Source organism: Coraliomargarita sinensis (assembly GCF_003185655.1).
GTDB lineage: Bacteria > Verrucomicrobiota > Verrucomicrobiia > Opitutales > Coraliomargaritaceae > Coraliomargarita_B > Coraliomargarita_B sinensis.
In genome coordinates this window covers 26,057-46,831 of sequence record NZ_QHJQ01000013.1, presented here as the reverse complement: position 1 = coordinate 46,831, position 20,775 = coordinate 26,057, and the positions used below count along the sequence as shown (strand labels likewise).

At 55.9% G+C, this 20,775-nt stretch carries 18 protein-coding genes and 1 other RNA gene; 7 read left to right on the top strand and 12 right to left on the bottom strand.

Annotation, left to right across the window (positions count from 1 at the left end):
* Nucleotides 1–99: 99 nt before the first annotated feature.
* The 4 genes from DDZ13_RS14035 to DDZ13_RS14020 form a co-directional block, all read right to left on the bottom strand.
* Nucleotides 100–1,515, bottom strand: coding sequence for a Gfo/Idh/MocA family oxidoreductase (locus DDZ13_RS14035; RefSeq protein ID WP_110132129.1), 1,416 nt, complete (start codon nucleotides 1,513–1,515; stop codon nucleotides 100–102).
* A 173-nt stretch (nucleotides 1,516–1,688) separates the two neighbouring features.
* Nucleotides 1,689–2,693 (bottom strand): DUF6807 domain-containing protein, encoded by a 1,005-nt coding sequence (locus tag DDZ13_RS14030; protein WP_199221141.1) that lies wholly within the window; start codon nucleotides 2,691–2,693, stop codon nucleotides 1,689–1,691.
* Between the two features lie 45 nt (nucleotides 2,694–2,738).
* On the bottom strand, nucleotides 2,739–4,190 hold the full coding sequence (locus DDZ13_RS14025; RefSeq protein ID WP_158279931.1) for a sialate O-acetylesterase: 1,452 nt from the start codon (nucleotides 4,188–4,190) through the stop codon (nucleotides 2,739–2,741).
* Nucleotides 4,191–4,290: 100 nt separating this feature from the next.
* Nucleotides 4,291–5,028 (bottom strand): 3-keto-disaccharide hydrolase, encoded by a 738-nt coding sequence (locus DDZ13_RS14020; protein ID WP_110132088.1) that lies wholly within the window; start codon nucleotides 5,026–5,028, stop codon nucleotides 4,291–4,293.
* Between the two features lie 112 nt (nucleotides 5,029–5,140).
* On the opposite strand from DDZ13_RS14020, the gene DDZ13_RS14015 reads away from it, so the two are divergent.
* Both DDZ13_RS14015 and DDZ13_RS14010 read left to right on the top strand, forming a co-directional pair.
* Nucleotides 5,141–6,388 carry a valine--pyruvate transaminase gene (locus DDZ13_RS14015; protein ID WP_110132127.1) on the top strand — a complete coding sequence of 416 codons (1,248 nt, stop codon included), beginning with the start codon at nucleotides 5,141–5,143 and terminating at the stop codon, nucleotides 6,386–6,388.
* Nucleotides 6,389–6,483: 95 nt separating this feature from the next.
* Nucleotides 6,484–7,242 carry a hypothetical protein gene (locus DDZ13_RS14010; RefSeq protein ID WP_110132087.1) on the top strand — a complete coding sequence of 253 codons (759 nt, stop codon included), beginning with the start codon at nucleotides 6,484–6,486 and terminating at the stop codon, nucleotides 7,240–7,242.
* A gap of 18 nt (nucleotides 7,243–7,260) precedes the next feature.
* Here DDZ13_RS14010 and DDZ13_RS14005 read toward each other — a convergent pair whose 3' ends face one another.
* Entirely contained in the window at nucleotides 7,261–8,322 is a 1,062-nt protein-coding gene (locus DDZ13_RS14005) for a hypothetical protein (protein ID WP_110132086.1), read from the bottom strand.
* 256 nt (nucleotides 8,323–8,578) lie between these two features.
* Between DDZ13_RS14005 and ffs the strand changes: the two genes are divergently transcribed.
* Nucleotides 8,579–8,676, top strand: an RNA gene (ffs, locus tag DDZ13_RS14000) — signal recognition particle sRNA small type.
* Nucleotides 8,677–8,697: 21 nt separating this feature from the next.
* The gene (locus tag DDZ13_RS13995) at nucleotides 8,698–9,288 is read left to right on the top strand and encodes a methyltransferase domain-containing protein (protein WP_110132085.1); all 591 of its coding nucleotides are present in this window, start codon (nucleotides 8,698–8,700) and stop codon (nucleotides 9,286–9,288) included.
* A gap of 20 nt (nucleotides 9,289–9,308) precedes the next feature.
* Here the strand turns inward: DDZ13_RS13995 and DDZ13_RS13990 are convergent, their stop codons facing one another.
* Together DDZ13_RS13990 and DDZ13_RS13985 are read right to left on the bottom strand one after the other, a co-directional pair.
* Nucleotides 9,309–10,268 carry a type II secretion system F family protein gene (locus tag DDZ13_RS13990; protein WP_110132084.1) on the bottom strand — a complete coding sequence of 320 codons (960 nt, stop codon included), beginning with the start codon at nucleotides 10,266–10,268 and terminating at the stop codon, nucleotides 9,309–9,311.
* 128 nt (nucleotides 10,269–10,396) lie between these two features.
* Nucleotides 10,397–12,868, bottom strand: coding sequence for a DEAD/DEAH box helicase (locus DDZ13_RS13985; RefSeq protein ID WP_110132083.1), 2,472 nt, complete (start codon nucleotides 12,866–12,868; stop codon nucleotides 10,397–10,399).
* A gap of 146 nt (nucleotides 12,869–13,014) precedes the next feature.
* Between DDZ13_RS13985 and DDZ13_RS13980 the strand changes: the two genes are divergently transcribed.
* Entirely contained in the window at nucleotides 13,015–13,857 is an 843-nt protein-coding gene (locus tag DDZ13_RS13980; protein ID WP_110132082.1) for a ParB N-terminal domain-containing protein, read from the top strand.
* A 46-nt stretch (nucleotides 13,858–13,903) separates the two neighbouring features.
* Here DDZ13_RS13980 and DDZ13_RS13975 read toward each other — a convergent pair whose 3' ends face one another.
* The 4 genes from DDZ13_RS13975 to DDZ13_RS13960 form a co-directional block, all read right to left on the bottom strand.
* A complete protein-coding gene (locus DDZ13_RS13975) occupies nucleotides 13,904–14,875 on the bottom strand; it encodes a M28 family peptidase (RefSeq protein ID WP_110132081.1) in 972 nt (323 codons plus the stop codon).
* Between the two features lie 141 nt (nucleotides 14,876–15,016).
* On the bottom strand, nucleotides 15,017–16,009 hold the full coding sequence (locus DDZ13_RS13970) for a vWA domain-containing protein (RefSeq protein ID WP_110132080.1): 993 nt from the start codon (nucleotides 16,007–16,009) through the stop codon (nucleotides 15,017–15,019).
* Nucleotides 16,010–16,047: 38 nt separating this feature from the next.
* Entirely contained in the window at nucleotides 16,048–17,061 is a 1,014-nt protein-coding gene (locus tag DDZ13_RS13965; RefSeq protein ID WP_110132079.1) for a vWA domain-containing protein, read from the bottom strand.
* Nucleotides 17,058–17,993: a MotA/TolQ/ExbB proton channel family protein gene (locus tag DDZ13_RS13960; RefSeq protein WP_199221140.1), complete on the bottom strand. Its 936-nt coding sequence runs from the start codon at nucleotides 17,991–17,993 to the stop codon at nucleotides 17,058–17,060. The genes DDZ13_RS13965 and DDZ13_RS13960 overlap by 4 nt, the downstream gene beginning before the upstream one ends.
* An 87-nt stretch (nucleotides 17,994–18,080) precedes the next feature.
* Here DDZ13_RS13960 and DDZ13_RS13955 point away from each other — a divergent pair, with 87 nt between their 5' ends.
* Nucleotides 18,081–18,632 (top strand): glycine zipper 2TM domain-containing protein, encoded by a 552-nt coding sequence (locus tag DDZ13_RS13955; RefSeq protein ID WP_110132078.1) that lies wholly within the window; start codon nucleotides 18,081–18,083, stop codon nucleotides 18,630–18,632.
* Nucleotides 18,633–18,643: 11 nt separating this feature from the next.
* Nucleotides 18,644–20,314, top strand: coding sequence for a sensor histidine kinase (locus DDZ13_RS13950; RefSeq protein WP_110132077.1), 1,671 nt, complete (start codon nucleotides 18,644–18,646; stop codon nucleotides 20,312–20,314).
* A gap of 168 nt (nucleotides 20,315–20,482) precedes the next feature.
* Here DDZ13_RS13950 and DDZ13_RS15645 read toward each other — a convergent pair whose 3' ends face one another.
* Nucleotides 20,483–20,647 (bottom strand): hypothetical protein, encoded by a 165-nt coding sequence (locus tag DDZ13_RS15645; RefSeq protein WP_199221139.1) that lies wholly within the window; start codon nucleotides 20,645–20,647, stop codon nucleotides 20,483–20,485.
* Between the last annotated feature and the right edge of the window lie 128 nt (nucleotides 20,648–20,775).

The window sequence follows — 20,775 nt, the reverse complement described above, 5'->3', positions numbered from 1 at the left end:
GTGCCCCGGCATTGTATTGGCCCCAAACAAATCGCCCCCGGACAGGAGCCGGGGGCGATGCACGTATCCGGCGCTGCGCCGGAGTAGATGGGATCTTGATTAAATCTTCTGCACCAGCGGGCCCCAGCCCTCGCGCGGTTCTCTCCAGGCGAGTTCGTTGATGCTCGGGTCGTTGGTGATGACGCCTTCTTCATTCAGTTCGAGCTTTTTGCCGGCGCGGGCACAGAGGTTGCCAAGTTGGATGTTGGCCGTCATCGGGCCGGAATAGCTAAAGTTCGACTGGCTGAATTCACGCGGCTTCTCGCCCTTGCAAGCCATGATGAACTCCTTGTGGTGACCCGGAGAGCGCTCGAGTAACTGCGGGGGTCTGCCGAATTCAGCACGGCGCGACGACGGGATCAGTTGTGGGCCGTTCCAGTAGTCACCGGTGACAAGCATCTTGCCTTTGGTGCCAACGACGAGGTTGCCGGTAAAGGGAAGCTCGCGCCCTTCGGAGAGAAGTTCCTCCGGGGTATCCGGTTTGAAGCGGGTGCCGTCGGCCTTTTTGCCTTCATACCAGTAAGTGGCAAATCCGGGACGGTCCTTGGTTGCCCGGTACGTGGCCTTGACCTTCATGCCCGCCGGATATTGGTCGGTGACCGGGCCGGTCATTTCCAGCGGTTCCGCGGTTGCGGCGTAACCGGGATTCATGATGGCGTAAATACCGTCCGTAGTGTGGCAGGCCATGTCGCCCAACGCGCCGGATCCGAAATCGACGATCCCACGCCAGGCAAATGGATGATAGTAAGATCGCCTGCGCGTCTCACCCTCCGTGTCGACCCAACGGTCGGGTGCCAGGTAGGGACGCATCGGAGCGGGGCCGACCCACGCATCCCAGTCGAGATGATCCGGCACCGGATCGGAACCTGATTTGCGGTCACCGCCCTGCGGCCAGACCGGCCGGTTGGTCCAGGTGTGGAACTCGGTGACGTCGCCGATGGCATCAGCCTTGATGTATTCGTAAGCGAGGCGCCAGCCCTGCATGGAGTGGCCTTGATTACCCATTTGGGTGACCACCTTCGGGTTGGCTTTATAGGCTGCGGTGAGGAGTTGGGCCTCCTTAACCGACCAGGTCAGCGGTTTTTCCGTGTAACAGTGAATGCCCATGGAAACCGCTGTCATCGACGGCGCAAAGTGTGTGTGGTCCGGCGTTGTGACGAAGACCACGTCGAGCTCATCGCCGTGGTTCTTGAACATTTCCCGCCAATCGGTGTAGCCGGTGGCTTTTTCCCAACCTTCTTTCTCGAGCACGCCACCCCAGCGCCGTTTGTCAACTTCGGCGAAGGCCACACAATGAAGCCCATGCTGATGACAGGCCTGGGTGTGGGCGTGGGCGCGGCCGCCAACCGCGACGAAGCCGACTTGAAGTTTTTCATTCAGGCCCTGAGCACGAATGATGCTCGGAAAGCTTAGTGTGGAGGCGGCACCGGCAGCGGTGAGGCCTTTGACGAATTGACGACGTGATATGGGGTTCATAATTGCTTGATCTGACAGTTAAAATTCAGGTTGGACGTGTTTTTATGAAAGCGGTGGGGGCGATTTGTTCAGTACTCCCTGTTAAAAACGGGCATTTTTCGGAGGTTTTTTTCCGATGCAAGGAGGAAGCTGGAAAAAGGCGCTACCGCCGGCATTTTCTGAGATAGATTTCTTCAGGGGGCTGAATTGTTTTCAACTTGAACTTGATCGGATTGGCCCGGGCGGTTTCTGGTGAATTCGTTCCAGCGCTCATTCAGCTCTGCTGAATGAAGATTGCCTTGATGCAGGACCAACCGGTATCGGAGCGTCAGCGTCTCGGATTCTTTCAGGATAAAGTCTCCCTTGTTTGTAAATGTGTCGTCGCCAAAGGCCTTCGGGCCGAAGGGGTTTGCGGTTAAGAGTCCGTAGTCGCGGGCGTGCCACCAGGTAGGGTGCCGCAGGTTTTCTGGATGGTCAAAAATGGCTACGACAGTCGCCGTGCCGGCCGAATCGGGGCCGTGGTAGGCGACCCATCGGGCGCGCTGCCCCCAGGCGTCGCGGCCCTGGGCGCCCTCGCTGTTGGTGATGGCTCCTCGTGCGACTTCCCCCTTGAGGCGCAAAGTCGGCGTTAATCGAAGGGCGAAGCTGCCTTCCTTGGTATCGCCAAAGACAAGCTCGGTTTCCGTCGCTTTCAAGTGACAGGTGACATCGATGATCCGATCGCTACCCTTTTCGATAATCGTGTAAACACGCCTCTCGGTGAGTAACTTCTTACGGCCTGCGATCCAATCCAAGTCTGCGGAAAAACGAACACGTGAGCCTTCAGGACCCTTGTCGACGCTCCCATGTTGAACTCTGGAAGTCGTGATCCTTTCTCCGTTCCTTCCATGCCAGAAATCGTAGCCGTTGACATCACCATGTGCGAACCAGAAGCCAATGTGATGCGGATGGTCGGAGGCCTCTCCTACGATATTTTCCGCAAACGGATATCGCCGGGTGAGGTGGGTGCCGTCCGGACTCAGCAAGGGGTAGAGGCAAGGGACATGGCGCTCGGTGCGATATTCGGTAAAAAGCTCACCATCGATTTCGACACGAAGCTGCTGGCCGTTTTGGAGGACGGCAATCTCAGCCTCGAGTGCATGGGCTAAAAACAGAGCGATGGTAGCCCGGAAGCTTTTGCTGATAACGCACTTCATCATGTTAAGAAGTTGGAGGTATCAGATATGCGGGTTTGCTGCAGACGCCTAATCCAGAAGGGAAGACCAAGATTCAGTAGTGAATGGGAAAGCCGGTAGGCCGTACTGGTTGTAGAGGTAAGGGCCGACGGGATGATTCGGGTTGTTGGTCCAGGCGTAACGCACCGCCTTAGGATTCGAAACGTCGGGATGCTGCACGACGAGGGTTTCTCCTAGGATTCGCGATTCCGCCCAGTGCCAATTGCCCTTTTGGTCCTGAATCGAGAGCCAGGGCAGCGGAGTGCCTTCCGGGACCGCTTGGACCGGGTCGTAAGTATCTTTGCGGCCGAGCATAAGACCTTCGGCGTTTTCGAAGTGAATCACCATGGCGGAATCCTTGCGTTCAAAGCCCTTGAAGATCGGGCCGCTGGCGGCAATGGTTTCCCTGGCATAGTTATGGTGCAGGGCCCAGTGTGCCAGACGGATGCCAATATCCGTCTTGTTGGGTGGATGCTCGCCGGGGCCGCCGATGTCGATCGCGGTGGCCAGTCCGACATTTTGAAACTGCTTCATGGCTTGAAACTGGGCTTCACGGATTGCGGCGCGGCCATCGCCCATGGCGGGCTGTTCGGCATCGGACTGACCGATCCCGGCCAGTTGCACGATGAGAAAGGGGAGAGCCTGATTGCTCCAGACGGTGCGCCAGCCATCGATCAGGCTTTTCAGCTTATCGAAATAAGCGAAGCCGTCGCTCGCATTGCCCTCACCCTGATACCAGAGAATTCCTTTCAAGCCATAGCCGGCGATTGGATCGATGTGTTTGCGGTAGTTGCTTCCGGGGGCATGTTTGGCGCTGGTATCCACGCCGGCGTCCGGCCGGATCCAGGTCTCGATTTTCGTGCCGCCAACGGCGCCAAACAGCAGGCCGACCGGGACGTTCAGTTCCTGCTGGAGTTTACGCCCAAAGGTCACACCCACGCGGCTGAATTCCCGGACCTCTTCTGGGGTGGCGGAGATCCATCCCGTGTCACTGCGATATTGGCGAAGGGCAGGCATTTGCAGCTGTGTCAGGTCGTCATCGGGATTTTGCTTTTTGCGGTTATTACGCACTTTGCCAGCCATATTCGACTGGCCGGAGCACAGCCAAACCTCGCCGATCAGAATGTTGTGAAAGATCTGCTTGCGTGCCGGTCCTTTGTCGGAGGTCACCGTCAGGGTTCTGCCTTCCGGAAACTGGTCCAAGTGGTCGAGTTTGTCCGCTGGCATGGGCGGGAGCTCGAGCTGCCAGCTGCCATCCGGAGCCGCACGGGTCGTGACCGTGGCATCATTGAATTCAACCGAGATCAAAGCGCCAGCCGGGGCCGAGCCCCAGACGGGGATGGCCTCTCCCTGTTGGAAGACCGCATGATCGTTGAAGATCGGGGCACACAGCTTGGCTGCGGGTGTTCCTACATTGGCCTGACCGACCTGACATGAGAACGAAAACAGGAGTACAATGAGCAGCAGGCGAAGTCGATTCATGGGGAAAAGCATAGCGATCATGAGGTAAGTTGTCCCGGTTTAGGGTAAGGCCAGCCAGGGAAGCGGCCGAGTCCTTCAGACGAGGGTGACTCGTTATGAGTCACTTCGATAGCGGGGTCAGTTCCACTTTGCGGAACTCCACTTCCGAGCCTTCGGCCTGCAGGGCGATCTTGCCGGAGGTGGCGGTGCTGTTGAAGCCGTGGTTTACCAGTACATCATTGACGTGGACAATGATCTCATCGCCTTTGCAGACGATCTTCATGGTGTTCCATTCGCCCAGTGGATTTTCCGCGTCGGTGAGCTTCAGGATCTGGCGCGCATCGCCCGCTTTACCGCCAAATTTCTGGTCTTCTTTGCGTGGTCGACGTTCCTCCATGTTAGGCACTTCGATATCTTCACAGATCACCCAAAAGTCGCCGGCATTCTCATGCATCATTTGCACCTCGATGGATTTGGGAAACATTTTGTACAGGCAACGTGGCGTCGAAGCATGTACGAGCACGCCGCAATTTCCGGGCGTTTTACTGAAGCGGTATTCGACGACCAGTTCGTAGTCAGAGTATGCTTTCTCCGTGATGAGATGGCCGCCTTGCTTGCCCAAACTGACCAGCAGTCCGTCGCGAACAATAAAGCTAGGCACGGACAGCCACCATTTTGCCTTGTGGGTGTCGATGGTGATCACTCCGTTCTCGATTGTCGCCGTGTCTTCCGGGCCGGCTTTGTCATGAGCGGGAATGTCCATGGTCCAGCCACTCAGGTCCTTGCCGTTGAAAAGTGAAATCGTCTCGCCGGCAAGGGCGAGGGTGGGGAGCAATAGAGCAATGATTATATTTTTCATAGAGATCAAATTTGATGGCTGAGATGATGAATCAACTAAGAAAGCGATATTTTTGAAGGACTGCACGCTTTTTGACTGCAAAGAGCGGGGGGAAGGCGTTAATACATCACCTGTGATTAAAAGTGAATTCGGACAGGCGTATTGCGGTGAAAGCGGAATCTCCAACCTGATGGAGGACCTGGGCGAGGCTCTCGCCAAACGGGATGCCAACACATTGATGCTGGGGGGCGGCAACCCGGCCCATATCCCCGAGGTTAAGGATATTATTCAAAAGACGTTGAGCGAGATCGTGGACGATCCGGTATTATGCTCCCGGATGTTGGGCGATTACGATCCGCCGGCCGGGCACCCGGCCTTTCGGGAGGCGCTTGCCACAGAATTGAACGCCCGCTTCGGCTGGCCCATTACTGCGGAGAACATCTTTCTCTCCCCGGGCTCCCAGGCCTCGTTCTTTACGCTCTTCAACGCTTTGGCGGGGAGGGGGCGCAAAATTCACCTGCCCCTGGTTCCGGAGTACATCGGGTACGGGGATATCGGCGTGGGGCCCGGCCTCTTTCGCTCGCACCGACCCGAGATTGAGCTGCATGGGCAGTTCCGCTTTAAATATCGGGTGCATCCCGAGGCTTACGAGCTGAAGGATGACGTGGCGGCAGTTTGTCTCAGTCGTCCGACGAACCCGACCGGGAATGTGCTCACGGACAACGAGGTGTCACAGCTCTCGGCACTGACGAAAAAAGCGGGCATCCCCCTTATCCTCGATAATGCCTACGGGCTGCCTTTCCCCCGTATCGTGTTCAATGATGCCAAGCCCTTTTGGGAAGAACATGTCATTCTCTGCATGAGTCTTTCAAAGTTCGGTTTGCCGGCCACCCGCACCGGTATTGTGATTGCCAAGCCGGAAATTGTGAAGGCACTCGGCCGGGCCAATACGATTCAATGCCTGGCGACGCCTTCGATGGGACCGGAGATCGGCTTGAGGTTGCTGCAGAAGCAGCAACTATTCCTCCTGAGTGACGAAGTGATCCGCCCTTACTACCAACGCAAGGTGGGGCATGCCTCGGAGCGTTTGGAGGCCAATCTGGAAGGGTTGCCCTGCCGCATTCACGAACCGGAGGGAGCGCTCTTTCTCTGGCTCTGGTGTCCCGACCTGCCCATTACCTCGCGCCAACTCTACGAACGGTTGAAAGCCAGAGGGGTTCTTGTGATTCCAGGGGAGGATTTCTTTCCGGGTCTCGACGAGCCGGACTGGGCGCACCAGCGCGAATGCCTGCGCATCAGCTATGCCATGTCCGATGATACGGTCGAGCGCGGGCTTGCAATCATCGGCGAAGAAGTGCGGAAGGCCTATGGCGTGAAGTAATATTCACATTTTTCCTGATAAGTTTTTATCGAAACGACACATACAGCTTGAATTTAATTGTATGCAGGCAGCCTTTTTGCAAACTGTAGTTAGAAATGAAAAATTTCGGAAAAGTATTCCTGTCTGCATTGCTCGCTGTATCCAGCTTAACAGGGTACGCGGACGACGAATACCGCACCTTTACCAGCCAGGACGGTTCCAAGATTGAGGCCAAAATAGTCGAAGCGACCTTGGAGAAAGTAACGATCGAGCGCCGGGATGGTCGCGTCTTCAAGGACGTGGACCTCAGTATGTTTTCTATGAATGACCGTAAGGACATACGCGCATGGGTGAAAAAACAGCAGACACTGATCGACAAGGCCGAAATTCAGGCCGACTCCAAGTTGTCGATCGCATTTTTAAGGGGGCGTGATGACGACGAGAATAACTACGGTGACATTGATGACCGTGTGGTTAGATTTGAGCCGGAGGTGGTTCTGACCAGCGATGAAGTCTATAAAACTTACACAGACATTAAAGGGACGGCCGTTGTCGTGGGCAGGGAGATCATGAGCGGCAGGCTCTACGCAATTTTGAGTAAACAGGACTTTACTATAAAAGTACCACCCGGAGAAAAAGCACGTTGGGTGGGTAAGAATTTTGCCTGCAGGTATGACCCTGACTACGGCGGTTTTGAGTATGGCGGCTATCTTGTCGTGCTTCGCGACCGGAGTGGTAAGATCGTCAAAGTGAAGTCTTCCAAAACGGCATGGGAGCGATCGCCCGAACTGATTTTAAAAGCCAAGGCGAGAACGGGTTACAATTCCAAATTCACCAGTGATTACGATCTTTACACGACCTTCGGCCTGCCTTGATTCTCCATGGTAGGTGCCTCAGTCTCCTTCCGGAAAGTAGGCTGCCTTGCCTTTGAGCCCCAGCGTGATGGTGATGTTTAGGAACGTAATCTCGCCCATGGACTGGCAAAGCATGAAGCGGAAGTCGTCGTGCATGGTGGCGAGTTCCTTGCGTAGCTGATGGGTTTTTTCGGTGCTGGAGATTTTATCGGCACACATGCACTCGCGGAGCTGCTGGACGCGTTCGAGAGCGAAGTTGAGGCGACGCTTGATCAGGGCCCGCTCCTCCCGTTGGTATTGCAGACTGGTTTCCACGTTGATCAGCTCCGTGCAGAGGTTGACCACCGGTAGGTTATTCTTGAAAAATTGCGGGAGGTAGAGAGTGCGCCGGCCTTCGTAGCATTGCTGATCGAAATCAATCGCACGCACCCGGTACTGGTTTTCCTCGAAGTCGGGTGTGACTTCCACAACGTAGTTGTAGGCACGCATGTCACCAAGCAGGCGCACAAAGCAACGCTCGTTGAATTTAATGAATTCTTTGGCCAGGCGCACCTCGTGCAAATCGGGACGGGGCATGTAGTCCCGGATGAAATCATCGCCGGGCACGCCGATGATATGCTCTTCGATCAACGTGTCCTCGTAGACCAGAAAGTTGATATGGTTGGGGGAAAGCAGTTCTTCCAGTTCCAGCCCATAGACCCGGGAGGCGTCGGCCTTCTTGACGTAGAAATAGTCGTGGTTGTCGTTGTGCTGGTTGACCACGCGCACGCGCATCGGCTTGGTGTTGCCGAAGGTGCAAAAATCCACCCGGTCGATGTAGAGGTTGCGCATGATGGACTCGTCGCCACCCGAACGCAGGAGGACGTAAATCTTTTTCAGCCCCTCATAAAGTTCACGCCCGTAAACCGCTTCAAAGATCAGGGTTTGCCAGAGCGTGTCTTCGCCATCCCGGTTCAATAGGGGAAAAGCGTCTTCATATTTGAGCATGTCCTCGTAAGTCACCGGTAGGTCGACACTACGCTGGTAGGTCTCCAAATATTCCCGAAAGAGGCCGTTGATCGGGAAGAACTGCTTACGTTTTTGAGTGGTGACGGGCTGCATGGTAACAACATTGAACGCGGAACATCGAACGTCCAAGACCGAATTCTCTTTGAAAGGGCTCGGCGACCTGGGATTTGCGATGTCAGCAGGGCTGTGCGTGCGCATGCCCGGAGCGCCGTTCAGGCGATGCCCGCGAGGGTTTTGGAATATTCCACAACATTCGCGTGTTCACCCCCTACGGAAACGAGTAGCGACTTTAAATGAAAAGATGATTTTAAGGTTGAAGAACGGGGAGTTTGCGCGTCTCTTCATTGATGGCCGGGTCCTATGCAACGTCGGACCAGCAAACCCCGTCAGGCCCGGAAGGGAGCAGCGGCAGTTGGATCCACGTGTGCCGTAGGGTGCCTGGCCACTTTTGTATCTACACGAAACGGGATGGCACGCGACTGGGACAAAGCCTACGAGGTTGACGAGACGCCCTGGGATAAAGGCTACGCAGCCCCGCCGTTGATGAAATTTCTGAAGGAGCATTCGCTGCAAGGCAGAGCCCTGGTGCCCGGTTGTGGCACGGGCCACGACGTCCGTCTTCTGGCGAAGCACGGCGTGCAAGTCACCGGCCTGGATATTGCCCCTGGAGCACTGAGAAAAGCGGCTGCGTTTGCTCCGGTTGGCGGAGAATCCTATGTCCTGGGGGATTTTCTCAATCCTGAAGCAGGGTTGTCTGGTTCGTTTGATTGGGTGGTCGAGCACACCTGCCTCTGTGCGATCGAGCCTTCGCAACGCGAGGCCTACCTGTCCTCCCTCAACAAAGTACTCAAGCGCGGGGGGCAGTTTCTCGCCGTGTTCTTCCGGGAAGTCTCAAATTATGATGGAGATGGCCCGCCGCATCCGATCTCGGGTGAAGAAATTCACGCTTTGTTCCACGATGACTTTGAGCTTGTCGAGTCCTATACCCCCCGCGAGACGTATCCGAGCCGGCCGGTGGGCTGTGAAGAAGTCTGTTGGATGAGAAAGCGGGGTGCGTGATCCGGGATGCGGGATCCCGTTCAGAATTGGTCGAAGATATTCAGGTAGTTTCCGTAGACCTGAAAGATTGTTATGATGATGAATCCGGCGATGACGGCGAAGATTAACGAGGGATAGACCAGTGCGGCAACGGTCGTGGCGGTGTTGGCCTTGTCCTGGAATTGGCGTCCGGCATGGATGAGGTTTTGATCGAGATTGCCGCTGTCTGCTCCGGTCTTATAAAAAGCGCAAAATTCCGGTGGGAAGCACTTGAATTGCTTGAGCTCGTGCGCCGGATCATTGCCGCTGGCAAAGACCGGTTCCAGTCTTTTCAGAACGGCATGAAAGCGGGCGTCATTAACGACCTTGCCGGACAAGCGCCAGGCGCTGGGAGCGGGGACACCGGCGGCGATGAATGTGCCGAGGGAATAAGAGAAGTCGGCCATGGCCTGCATCTCACTGTATTTTTTGAGAAGTGGGAGGCATCGCAGGAGGCGCGGCAGCAGCGGGTGATCGCTATGGGCAAGGTAGTAAATCAAGGCAAGCAGGCCCCATACCGGGATAAGCAATGTCAGGACTTGCACCGCGTAGATCGCAGCGTCCCATTTGAAGCCGACTTCGTAATCGATCATGCGGATGATCGGAAGGAGCAGGGCCGCTATGTGAAAGACGCCGAGAGGATAGAGCAGGCCGAGGATAACCTTGAGTTTTGTTGCGCCGACACGGTCATGGCGGTCGGAAAGGTTCTGCAGGGTGCGGGGCAGGCTGCCGGTTTCCATCGCGGCCGCCAGAAAGTAGCGGTCCGCCCTCGGCAGCCATTTCGGGGCATCACGCAACACTTCCTCAACCGTATCCCCGTTCTGGATACGGTCAGCCATTTTGTTGCGGCCTTTGGGCGGCGGCCCCTCACACAGCCGCAGGGCATCCGCAAGAAGAACACCTGCCTCCAGGTGTTGTCCGAGTTGGGCATACCAGTTGGCGAGCTGTTTGTGGGAAATCATGTTAGCCGTGGTGAAACGGTAGGCCGGGGCGACTGGTGTTATTTCGTAGGGCCGCCGCAAACGGAGCCACTACGACTTGTTCCGCAGAACTTACGGGCGGGAATAAACCTGGCTGAATCATGTTTTATTCAAATTAATTTCTGCCAGGCCTGTGTCGAGCGTTGTTGCGGCGTGAGTGGCGGTAGATTCTCAAAGGGCAGTGCGCGCTGCTCTCGATGGATCGATTTCAGGCAAGCCTCTTTCAAGGCCATCCATCGGTCCCAGTCGTAATCGGGGGCATGGGCAATGTGCGCACGCAGGCTGCGCCATTCCAGTTGGGCCCGTTCAATATCGCCCCGGCTCAGTTCGTCGTCGAGATAGGCGGAGGCATGGCTGCTGCCGGTGTCGATGTTGTAGAGGATCTCGCTGGCGCCTTCGCCGTAGTCTTCCGGCAAGCCACGGCGGAGATAACCGGGAATGTTGACGGCCCCGTAGTTCTTCTGGCAAAGGTGAGTCAAGGGGCGGCCGCCCAGTGCCAGTGCGTTGAATCGATGTCCCGCACGTATGTTGGCCAGATCGTAGAGTAGTTCTTCGATGGGGTAGGCCTCATCCTCCAGTCCGGCGGAGATCGCCAAGCCCTCGGCATGGTTGAAGAAAGAAAAGAGAATACCCCGACGGTTGGGCCGGGCCTGACGGTCAATCAAGCCGAGCTGGAACCATTGCTCGGCGACCGAATTCGTACTGCCGGGCTGATCGGTCTGCTTGCCCGGGGCATCGCGGCTGCCGGGTATTTCCCGGTCGCGTTCCTTCGGGTTGAGCAGGGCTTTGCCTTGCAAGTCCTTATAGGCGTGCATTTGCGCTTCGCTGTAATCGAGGTAGGCGGTCAGGTCGTCGCCGCTGGCTTCGAGTTTTACGAGGCGTCCGCCGTTTGTGTGCCAGCCGATTCGGGGCACAAGCTTCTTCTCGATTGTCTCCAGAGTCCAAAATTTGGCCACGTTGGGGCGCTTGCCCCCGGCACGGGCCTCCTCCCGCAGCGAACGTCTCAGCCATTTGGCAAGTTGTAGTTTATCATTATCGGTTTTGGTCGGGAAACGTGCCAGAATGACTTTCAGGCCGTAGCGTTTATCTTTGCCACGGCCTTGTTTCCAGAGCGTGCCCAGTTTCAAGCTCGCGGGGATTTTCGGGCCGGAAAGCGCAGGAACCCAATCGTCACCCCGCCGCATCAGGCAGTCTTTAAGTGGTGCCAGAGACGCGGCCCGTTTGCGTTCCCAAATGCCCTCGCTGTTTAGAAACTCGCGCACCGTACCGCCCGAGAGCACCTGATCCGCGGGCTTATTGGCCTTCGTCTCCGGACTAAGAGATGTCCGTCGTTTGAGGAAATTTTCCAGACCGAGCACAATTGGACGCTTGGTGAAAAGACGGCGTGTTAAATCTCTGGTCGCGTCGAGGGGAGATTGCTTCGATTCGGAAGCAATTTGCAGGACGGTGAGCAGGGAGGGCCAGTCCACCTTGTCCTCACGCCGGAGGGGAGTGGGGCGGGCCTCACTCAGTCGCGGCGTGCCGGTGGTTTGCAGCGCGAAGCCACGCTTGTCCAGCCCGCGGCGGCCGGCCCGGCCGAACATTTGCAGGAGTTCATCCGGTCGAAGGTAGCGATGCGCTTCCGCCACCCGGTATTCATTGTCGGAGATCAAAACCGAACGCATGGCGAAATTAATCCCGGCGGCCAGCCCGGTAGTGGCTACGATCACTTTCAACTGGCAGGCCTTGGCCAGAGGCTCAACCAGTGCGGCGCGTTGGCTGTAACTCATGCCACTGTGGTGAAAGGCAATCCGTTGTTTCAAACAGGCCGTCAGTTGCGGACCGGCGACAGCCTTTTGCTCGGCGGTGAGGGCAATCGCATCCGGCTCCTCCAGTTGTCGGCTCAATTGCAGAGCCAGTGTTTCGGCGGCCTTCCGGCGCGGGGCAAAGATCAAAATGGGCCCCAGTCCGGCTTGCAGGGCACGGGTGATGTAGCGCGGCCACCGGCCCTGAATGCTGCTGCGGGCCGGGAGCTGGGGGAGACCGTCGAGGGAAATTTCTTCCAGCGGTACCGGACGCTCGGGATGCCGAACCAGTTGCACGGAGCGCTCACTGCGGCTGAGCCAGTTTTGCACGTCGGCCGGGTTCGCGACGCTGCCACTTAAAAGAAGTAGCCTCGTCTCAGGCGGAGCCAAGGCCAGGGCCAACTCATAATTCATTCCGCGGGCGGGATCCCCCAGCATCTGATATTCATCCACGACAAGCAGGTCGGGTCCCTTGCCCAGCATGAGCCGCCGCTTTTGCGTCTCCAGTGTGGCCACGATCACGGGCGCATCCGGGTTCAAGCAGAGGTCACCGGTTTCAATGCCGACCCGCCAGCCCTTGGCCTCCCATTCGCGGAACTTGTCATTGGCCAGCGCCCGCGTCGGCACGGTGTAGATGCAACGCCGAAAGGCATGCTGTTCGATCAAGAGCTCAAATATATAAGTTTTCCCGCTGCCGGTCGGAGCGTCCACAATCACATCGTGCCCCGCATCTAGCAGATTGACGGCACGCTGCTGCCAGAGGTCCGGCACAAGGATCTGGGTCTCCAAAGAAGCCACAGGAGCAAAGTCGCCCTGAAATGCCCGGCTGTAAAGTCATAGCTGTAAACTTTCCACGTGTCGGTTGCTGCCGAGACGAACGCTTGCAGAAAATTCGCAATCACAGGTTGTCATTGTTCGGGAAGTGACTCAGAACTGCGCGCTTTATGCAAAACCAAGACTTAGCACTCGAAAAAATTGATATTTACGGAGGCACGCAGGCACGTGTCGCGACAAACGACGAAGCCATCTCCAGCTATGCCGAAGCCATGCTGGAAGGGGCTCAATTCCCGCCGGTCGTCACCTATTACGATGGATCCAACTTCTGGCTAGCCGATGGGTTTCACCGCTTTCTTGCGGCGCAGCGCAACGAATTTGAGACGATCGCGGCGGTGGTCTACGAAGGCTCTCGTACCGATGCGCTGCGGCACGCTCTAGGGGCGAATGCCACCAACGGGATCTACCGTTCCAATGCCGACAAACGGAATGCCTGCGAGGTCGCTCTGGAGGAGTGGCCGAATATGTCGAATGCGGTGATCGCCGAGATGTGCAAAGTTTCGCCCGACCTTGTCCGACGTTGTCGCCTGGAGATGGAAAAACTCAATCGTATTGAAAGTCCGAGAGAGGTGACTGGTAAGGACGGGAAGCAATATCCTGCCGGGATCGAACGTCAGCCTCGCGGGGGCAGCCAGAAGGTGGAGAACGATGGCTCCTCCAGTGGCGCCGGCCAAGGCTCAAGCTCCGGTTCCGGTGGCAAAGCCAAGGGCGACAGCCGCGCCCCTGGCGGTGCCAGCATGGAAATCGAGGCCGATGCCCGTAAAATGATCCGGGACGGCGAGATCAAGCATGCTGAACTTGATAAGCTGCAAAGCGCAACCGCGATAGACTATGCTGAAACGGCTTTGAATATCCTCAATCGGATGAAGCCGGACGATCCCCGCCGGACGGAAGCGGTCGGCCGCATAGAACGTTGGTTGGCGAAAGAGAAGGCGGGCGCGGAACTTGCCTGAGGACTCGCTGCGTTTCTATCGGAAAAAGTCACGCGCTGGTATCAGGTTATTCCATGGTCGCGTAGTGATACACCGCCCGTACCACATCAGCCATTTTCGCATAGTTCAGGCGGTTCGAGGTGTCGTTTGCGGTATGATAGGCTTCGTTTCGGTAAAAGGCTGTATCCGTCACCATGACGGCATCATAATCGAAGGTCCAATAGTTCCGGTGGTCGGAGAAATCGATCCCGGAGAGCTGCTGGGGTGCGGCGATCGAATACACCTTTAGGTCAGTGACTCCTTTCATGCCAGCTTTCACTTTGGCGATGTAATTGCGCTGTTTCAAGTTCCCCGCCACGGCGATGAAATTTCCTTTGTGGGGGTAGAAAAGATACAAAAGACGCGAAGGATAGCTTTGAGAGCCGGATTCGTTCGAGAAGTAGCCGATCATCTCCAGGGCAATCATACCGCTGACCGGGACATTCTCCCGGCTGAGAGATTCCGCATGAATGTAGCTGCCCATATTTTCGGTGGCAAAAAAGGGTGGTTCTTCAAGCGGATAAGCGACCAACTCGATACAATTGCTCGGGGTGGTCTTACCCAGAAGATAGGCCAGTTCGATGAGACCGGCTACGCCACTGGCATTATCGTCCGCGCCGGGTGTCTGGCTGTGGGTGTCGTAATGGGCCCCGATGACCAGTCGGGGTCTGGTCTTATCGCCGAAAAAACCGCGCACGTTCCGGTAGCTGCTGCCGTTGGCGATAAACTCCTGCATCTCCACGGTGCCTCCGGCCTTTCGGAAGTGTTCTTCGATGTAAGCAGCGGTCTGCGTTAGATTGTCGTAGCTGCTGAAGTTTCTTGGATGAAAGTCGATCGACAGTTTTTGAACCACCTCCGTGAGTCGCGCCTCATTGACCTCCAATTTTATGGGATCATTTTTCCAAAGTGAGGGTTGAGCGATGTAGATCCAAACCGCGCCTATCACAAAGCCTACTCCCAGCATAACGTTGCGCGCAAATTTGAGGATTTTTCGGATCATTATCGTCAGTATTTCAAGTGTTAAGATTTGGGAGGGCTTGAAGTGTTCATCGGCATTGCCCGAGCGTCGATGTCGCTATCCGCCGTTCGGCCTGAGCTCTCGGTCTAAGGTGAACGAAGCCCCTTTGGGGGTGGGGACTTCTCAAATACTCGGCTTGAGAATGAGGACACCGTCATGGGCCTCGGCAATCTCGCGCATAATATTGGCAAAACGGGCGTTGCCCTGCGGGGCGCCGATTTGGAAGGGGTTGATCAGGGTGGGGAAACCGATGGCACTGATGGAAACCGGACGCTTGCCGGTGTTCGGATTGCGCGGGTTGAGTCGGTCGAGTTTCAATAAAAAGCTCTGCGTGGAACCACGGAAGTCATCGCCGACCACGTAGATGCTCATTTTCCCGTCCGGGCCGACTTGTGGCTTAAGATCCTGAATGGAACGCCGTACCCCGGACTCGGGGTCGCTGACACTCAGGACCGGGTACCGGAGGATTTGTCGAAGCGCCTGCTGGCGCAGGCCCGGCGTGTCGGGGAGCCAGAAGCCACTGCGTCCGCCGAGCATGTAGTTTCCGCTTGTATCAAGGAATTGAATACTACGCACTTCCGGGAGGCTGTCGAGTAACTCGCGTATCTGCTCGGTTACGCCGTAGTGGAGTTGCTTCGTCATCTGGTTGCGCATGCTGCCTGAGGTGTCGATGACGAAGGCGACGTGAGTGGCATCCGCAGGCAGGCCGATCGGTGGCAGGTCCTCGTGTTTGAAACTTTGCAGCAAACGGTTCGCCTCAGCCGCAGCCTGTTGTGCGGTGCTCAGGTTGGCTTTCCGGCTTTCATATTCCTGTCGCAGGTCGGCCAGTTGCGATTCGAGTTCCTGTATGAGGGAGAGGATGCGCGCACGTTCCTCACTCTTGTCCTCGCTGTTGATGGCCGCTTCGAGGATGGCGGACTTTTTGGCAATGTCGGCCTCCAGCATGGCCAGCTTTTCCCGCATGGCTTGCAGGGTGGGTACGTCAATTTCACTTTCGACACCGTGTGGGCCCGAACCGATCGTTAGAATGAAAAGCAGCAGAATCGCCCCGAATCCACAGCAGAGACAGTCGAGAAACGAGAGGCTGAAGACCTCGATGGGGCGTCTTTTTATCATACAACAGTTATCCAGTGACCAGTTGTCCGGTTTTCAGTTCAAATTGTCGGCCAATCGTTGTCGGGGATGAGGGTGATCCCATTGGTGCGGCCGCTGAGTTGCCAGAAGAGGCCGGCGGCGGAGGGGTCGCCTTCGAAGGGAAAGAGAATGGCGTTGAAGGGGTAGTTGGGTCGCGTGGCCATGGCCCGGTTGAAGAGGTTGACCCGTTCGGCCTCTGACAGTCCCCGCCCGGGAGGTGCGGGAGCGGTAGGGAGGCCGTCACCGATCAGCAGCAGGCTGCTGGCACGTTCTTTGAGGTTGGCCACGGTACGCATGCCCTGAGCGAGGTCGGCCCCACCGCGGGCTTCAAGGTTTTCGAGACGGTCCAGCAGGCTGACCAGGGCGGCGTTGTCGTAGGGGTCGATGTAGGGGTTGCCCGGACTGCCGCTGAGCGGGCCGGTGCTTTCGGCCATTTGAAAAACGGCGACTTGGGTGCCTTTGGGAATGGCGGCCAGGACCGCCTTGAGAGATTCTTTGGCACGCAGCCATTTGTCCGCCTTTTGCCAGCCGCCCTGCTGCATGATAGTGACTGCTTCGGCGGCTGTCTCCGCGAGCATGCTGCCGGAACTTTCCAGAAGGATAACTGCGCGCGGACCGCGCAATCGCAGGCCGGAAAGGTAGCTTTGGTCGGCGGACGGACGGTCCAGTGAGGCCGGAGCTTGTTTCGGCTCGACTTGCGCTTCCAGGGCTTTGAGTTCCTGAGCCTGATTTTCGACCGCTTTGGCCAGGCGTTCCTGTTCGGCGGCAAGTTCGGAAAGGCTGGTGGCGTTGGTATCCGGTTGTGGATCGAGTGCTTCGATTTCCTTTTCCAGGGCCTTCTGCTGCGCCTCGGTTTCTTTGATGGCGGCCTGGAGGGTTTCCGCGGCCTCCTGCGACTGGCTGGCTTCCTCGCTACTCAGAATGATTTGCTTTTTGGTCGTCAGAATAAAAAGCAGGAGCACGGCACCGAAACCGCAGCAAATGCAGTCCATGAAGGAAAGTGCGGAACTTTGTGCCTCGCGGCGCTTTTTCATGATCCCTCTTCTTCCGGTGGCGCAGTCAGTTCAGCGGGCTTGATCCCAGTCCTCTGACCTCTGTCTTCTGACTTCTGCCTCCTGTCTTCCGAGCTCTGCTCGAACAATTTATCGAGAATCTGTTCGCGGCAGAAGGTCTGCAAGCGCAGGATAAGCCCCTCCTGACTGCTTTGTAGCAGATGGATGAGGAGCATGAGCATGATACTGATGATGAGCGCGACGAGAGTGGAGTTGAAAGCCACCCCCAGAGCCGAAGTCACACCCGAGATATCACCCTGCAGCGCTTCGTCCGCCCGGCGCAGGGCGACGCCAATTCCCCGTACGGTGCCGATGAAGCCGATGGAGGGAATGGCCCAAACCAGATAGCGCAGCATGGAGAGTTCACTTTCCTGCTGTTCGGAAGCGACTTCAATACGGCCCATCATGGTTTCGGTGGCTTCCGGGACACTTCCGGTGATGTGGTAGCGCTCCAGTCCACGTGCCACCACATAGGGGAGTAATTTGTTGTGAAACTCCGGCTTGCGGCTGTCGTCGTCGACTTTGGAGGCAATGGCCTTTGCCTCCTCGCGGGTGATGCTGCGGCCACCCGGTGAGCTTTCGGTTTCGGCTTCCTCGAGTATGTCCGGTTCGTATTCGTTGACCACCTTGATTTCACCTTGCAACAGGATAAATTTATAAACCAGGATCATGATCCCCCAGAGAAAGAGAGAGAGGCAGATCTGCTGCTCGTAGTCCTTCAGGATAACGAAGAAACTGGATAAGGAGGTGCCGGCATCGACCCCGTAGCTGGTCGCCAGGGCCGCCTTGTTCGCTTCCGGGCGAATGACCAGCCCGTAAATCGTACCGACGAAGATAAATGAGGCGATCAGGCCCATGGAAAAGATCAGGCCTTTGACTGAAAGTAGGCCGCGTTCGGGGTTTCGTAAGCTCATAGGAAAATTTTGGAACTCAATAAATCTGGCGGAGATCTGATTATTCTACGCATTGCAATTTCTGCAAGGCCACTTATTGATACTATTATGCAAAAATTACTACCCTTTGCGATTCTCTCCTGTATCTTGTTTTTCAGTGGCTGTCAGACGACTACCAGCTCGGGGAATACCGGCCGAAATACCGGGGCGGTGCTGGGCGCGATCGCCGGCGGGGTCGCGGGCAATAACATGGGCGATGGAAGTGATACCAACGTCGTGGCCGGTGCCATTATTGGCGGTATACTAGGCGGCATGGCTGGTAGCCAGTATGATAAGCGCAAGGAGGCGCTGGAGGCAGCTGAGGCACAACGCCAGTATGAATACGAACAGGAAGTCCTGGAGCAGCAAAAATTGGAGAAAGAAATTGAGACCTTGGAGAAACAGCGCGCCCAGGATGCGATTGCCAGTACTGCGACCGACTCGGATGTCGCCGCAGCCGAGCGTGAGGCGGCACGGGTTGAAGCCGAGTTGGCTGCGAAAAAGAAGGCTTTTGAAGAATCCCAAGAGCGTGCACGCCGTATTCAAGAGGCACAGGCCCGTATTGCCGAAGCGCAGCGTGAACTGGAAGAACTAGAGGCGCGCGAGAACGGTCAGTACTAAAGTCCTGTCATATGTCTCTCAAGAGCACACAAAACAAAGGCCTTGAGGGACAGCTTGATCCCATTATTGATCGCAGCCGTCTACTTAATCCCAGTTGCGGATCGATTGCTGCGGTTGCGCTGGTGATTTGTCTGATTTTCGGTCTCTTTGCGCATACGACGGAGCGGACCACTTACAGGCACTATTTACAGGAGGTGCGCGCCGTCGTTTTTCAAGAGGCGGCCCTGATTGCTTCCCGGTTGGAAGCCGAGGTCAACTCGTCTTTTTTTCTAGTTTCCGGCTTGGCCAGTTATATCGGATTCGAGGACGATATCACTCAGGAGGAATATGCAGAAATCTGTGCGCGCATGTTTGATGCGATTCCCGGGCTGGTGAACATCGCCGCAGCTCCCGATTTAGTGAATCGATTCGTTTATCCATTGGAGGGGAACGAAGCCGTACTGAATATGAGCTATGAAGATTTACCGGAGCAGATCGATGCTATCCGACAAATAGAAAAGACGAAGCAGCCCATCATCGCCGGACCGGTTGAGTTGGTTCAGGGTGGGGAGGCGATCATCGGACGTTTTCCGGTGTTTACCACGAACGGGAGGTTTGAAGCCGAGGATTTTTGGGGGATTATCTCAACTCCGATTCGGGTGGAATCAATTTATGAACAGGCGGATCTGCCGCTGGATAGTTCAAATCTGGAAATCGCTCTGCGCGGCAAAGATGGTTTGGGGGCGAATGGGGCGGTTTTTCTGGGGGATAGGGATCTCTTTTATTCCGGAGCGGTTCTTTATCCCGTCCCTTTCTTTCATGGCTCGTGGGAAATGGCGATTGCGCCCAAGGATGGTTGGCCGCAACACGCACCGTCCCGTGGGCTCATCTACGTGGTTTGTGCTGTGTTATGTCTGCTTACCGTGCTGCTACTGATATCGCTGTGCCTTTATTTGAAACGGGCCAATGAAGCACGTGAAATCGAGCAGTCCGTCCAACTGGTGAAAGAGCGCTTTTACTCGAATATGAGCCACGAAATCCGCACACCGTTGAACGCAATCCTCGGCCTTTCGGAACTGGTAGGTGAGACAACTGAAGAGAGCTTTACCAAAGAAAGCGTGAGCACGATTTCGAAATCAGCACACGCGCTGACCGAATTGATTTCCGATGTATTGTTTCTGAGCGAAGATGCGATTAATCAGGGGCCACCTCCCAGTGAATCATTTAATGCCAACGATTTGCTGGATGAAGTCATCGCACCCATGGTTCCGGAAATCGAAAAAAAGAAGCTCAAGCTGCGGGTCGAAAAAATCCCCGGTGAAGATGCGGAAATATACAGCAGTAAACAGTACCTTCGTCAGATTTTGTGGCATCTTGTTCTGAATGCGGTGAAGTTCACGAACGAAGGGACCATAACATTCAGGTTATACAGGAAAAACCATGAGCTTTGCTTCCAATGTACGGACACCGGAGTGGGCATTGATGAAGCGTTTCAATCCCAGCTTTTTGAAACGTTTACCCAGGAAGATACGAGCCCAAGTCGTCATTTTGAGGGGGCGGGAGTCGGGCTCGCCATAGTAAAACGTTCGGTGCAGATACTGAACGGAACAATTGCATTCGAAAGTGAAAAGAGCGTAGGTACCACCTTCTGGGTCAAAGTGCCGCTGGCCGAAAGCAGAGAGTTGGATGACCGGAAGGGGTGATGACGGCTTCAACAGAGCGCGCATTTAGGGGTTAGCTGCCGGTAAGCGCCTAGCCCTGCGAACGGCAGAGAAAAATTGTGAGAGGCAGAAAAGTTCTCGTATACTCAGTCCGGGCATAAAAAAGCGCTTCCCCGAGGAGAAGCGCTTCTTGTTATAAGAGCGATATGTCTAGTTGACTGCGTCTTGCATGTTGTCCGCAGCATCTTCGACTGCATCCGCGGCATCTTCGACAGCATCTTCAGCTTTGTCGCTGGCGCTTTTTTCACAGCCGGTTGCGAAGCAAAGGCTGAAGAAGAGCAGTGTGCTGAGTGTCAGTTTCAGTAGTGTATTCATGATAATCCTTCATTTAGGGTGATATGTCATTATTAAGACATCGTTACTATGGGTGAAACTGCCTCCCCATGGCAAAGCTAAATTTGAGTGGTTCAGCTTGCCCGGTATTGACCGTTTTATCGATTTTC

Bases quoted from the DNA above. Each gene is read 5' to 3' on its own strand.
- DDZ13_RS13970 (WP_110132080.1), bottom strand. From the start codon at position 16,009: ATGATAAAAAGACGCCCCATCGAGGTCTTCAGCCTCTCGTTTCTCGAC.
- DDZ13_RS14020 (WP_110132088.1), bottom strand. From the start codon at position 5,028: ATGAAAAATATAATCATTGCTCTATTGCTCCCCACCCTCGCCCTTGCC.
- DDZ13_RS13975 (WP_110132081.1), bottom strand. From the start codon at position 14,875: ATGATCCGAAAAATCCTCAAATTTGCGCGCAACGTTATGCTGGGAGTA.
- DDZ13_RS13995 (WP_110132085.1), top strand. From the start codon at position 8,698: ATGGCACGCGACTGGGACAAAGCCTACGAGGTTGACGAGACGCCCTGG.
- DDZ13_RS14010 (WP_110132087.1), top strand. From the start codon at position 6,484: ATGAAAAATTTCGGAAAAGTATTCCTGTCTGCATTGCTCGCTGTATCC.
- DDZ13_RS13965 (WP_110132079.1), bottom strand. From the start codon at position 17,061: ATGAAAAAGCGCCGCGAGGCACAAAGTTCCGCACTTTCCTTCATGGAC.
- DDZ13_RS13990 (WP_110132084.1), bottom strand. From the start codon at position 10,268: ATGATTTCCCACAAACAGCTCGCCAACTGGTATGCCCAACTCGGACAA.
- DDZ13_RS13960 (WP_199221140.1), bottom strand. From the start codon at position 17,993: ATGAGCTTACGAAACCCCGAACGCGGCCTACTTTCAGTCAAAGGCCTG.
- DDZ13_RS14030 (WP_199221141.1), bottom strand. From the start codon at position 2,693: ATGATGAAGTGCGTTATCAGCAAAAGCTTCCGGGCTACCATCGCTCTG.
- DDZ13_RS14025 (WP_158279931.1), bottom strand. From the start codon at position 4,190: ATGAATCGACTTCGCCTGCTGCTCATTGTACTCCTGTTTTCGTTCTCA.
- DDZ13_RS14005 (WP_110132086.1), bottom strand. From the start codon at position 8,322: ATGCAGCCCGTCACCACTCAAAAACGTAAGCAGTTCTTCCCGATCAAC.
- DDZ13_RS13955 (WP_110132078.1), top strand. From the start codon at position 18,081: ATGCAAAAATTACTACCCTTTGCGATTCTCTCCTGTATCTTGTTTTTC.
- DDZ13_RS15645 (WP_199221139.1), bottom strand. From the start codon at position 20,647: ATGAATACACTACTGAAACTGACACTCAGCACACTGCTCTTCTTCAGC.
- DDZ13_RS14035 (WP_110132129.1), bottom strand. From the start codon at position 1,515: ATGAACCCCATATCACGTCGTCAATTCGTCAAAGGCCTCACCGCTGCC.
- DDZ13_RS13980 (WP_110132082.1), top strand. From the start codon at position 13,015: ATGCAAAACCAAGACTTAGCACTCGAAAAAATTGATATTTACGGAGGC.
- DDZ13_RS13950 (WP_110132077.1), top strand. From the start codon at position 18,644: ATGTCTCTCAAGAGCACACAAAACAAAGGCCTTGAGGGACAGCTTGAT.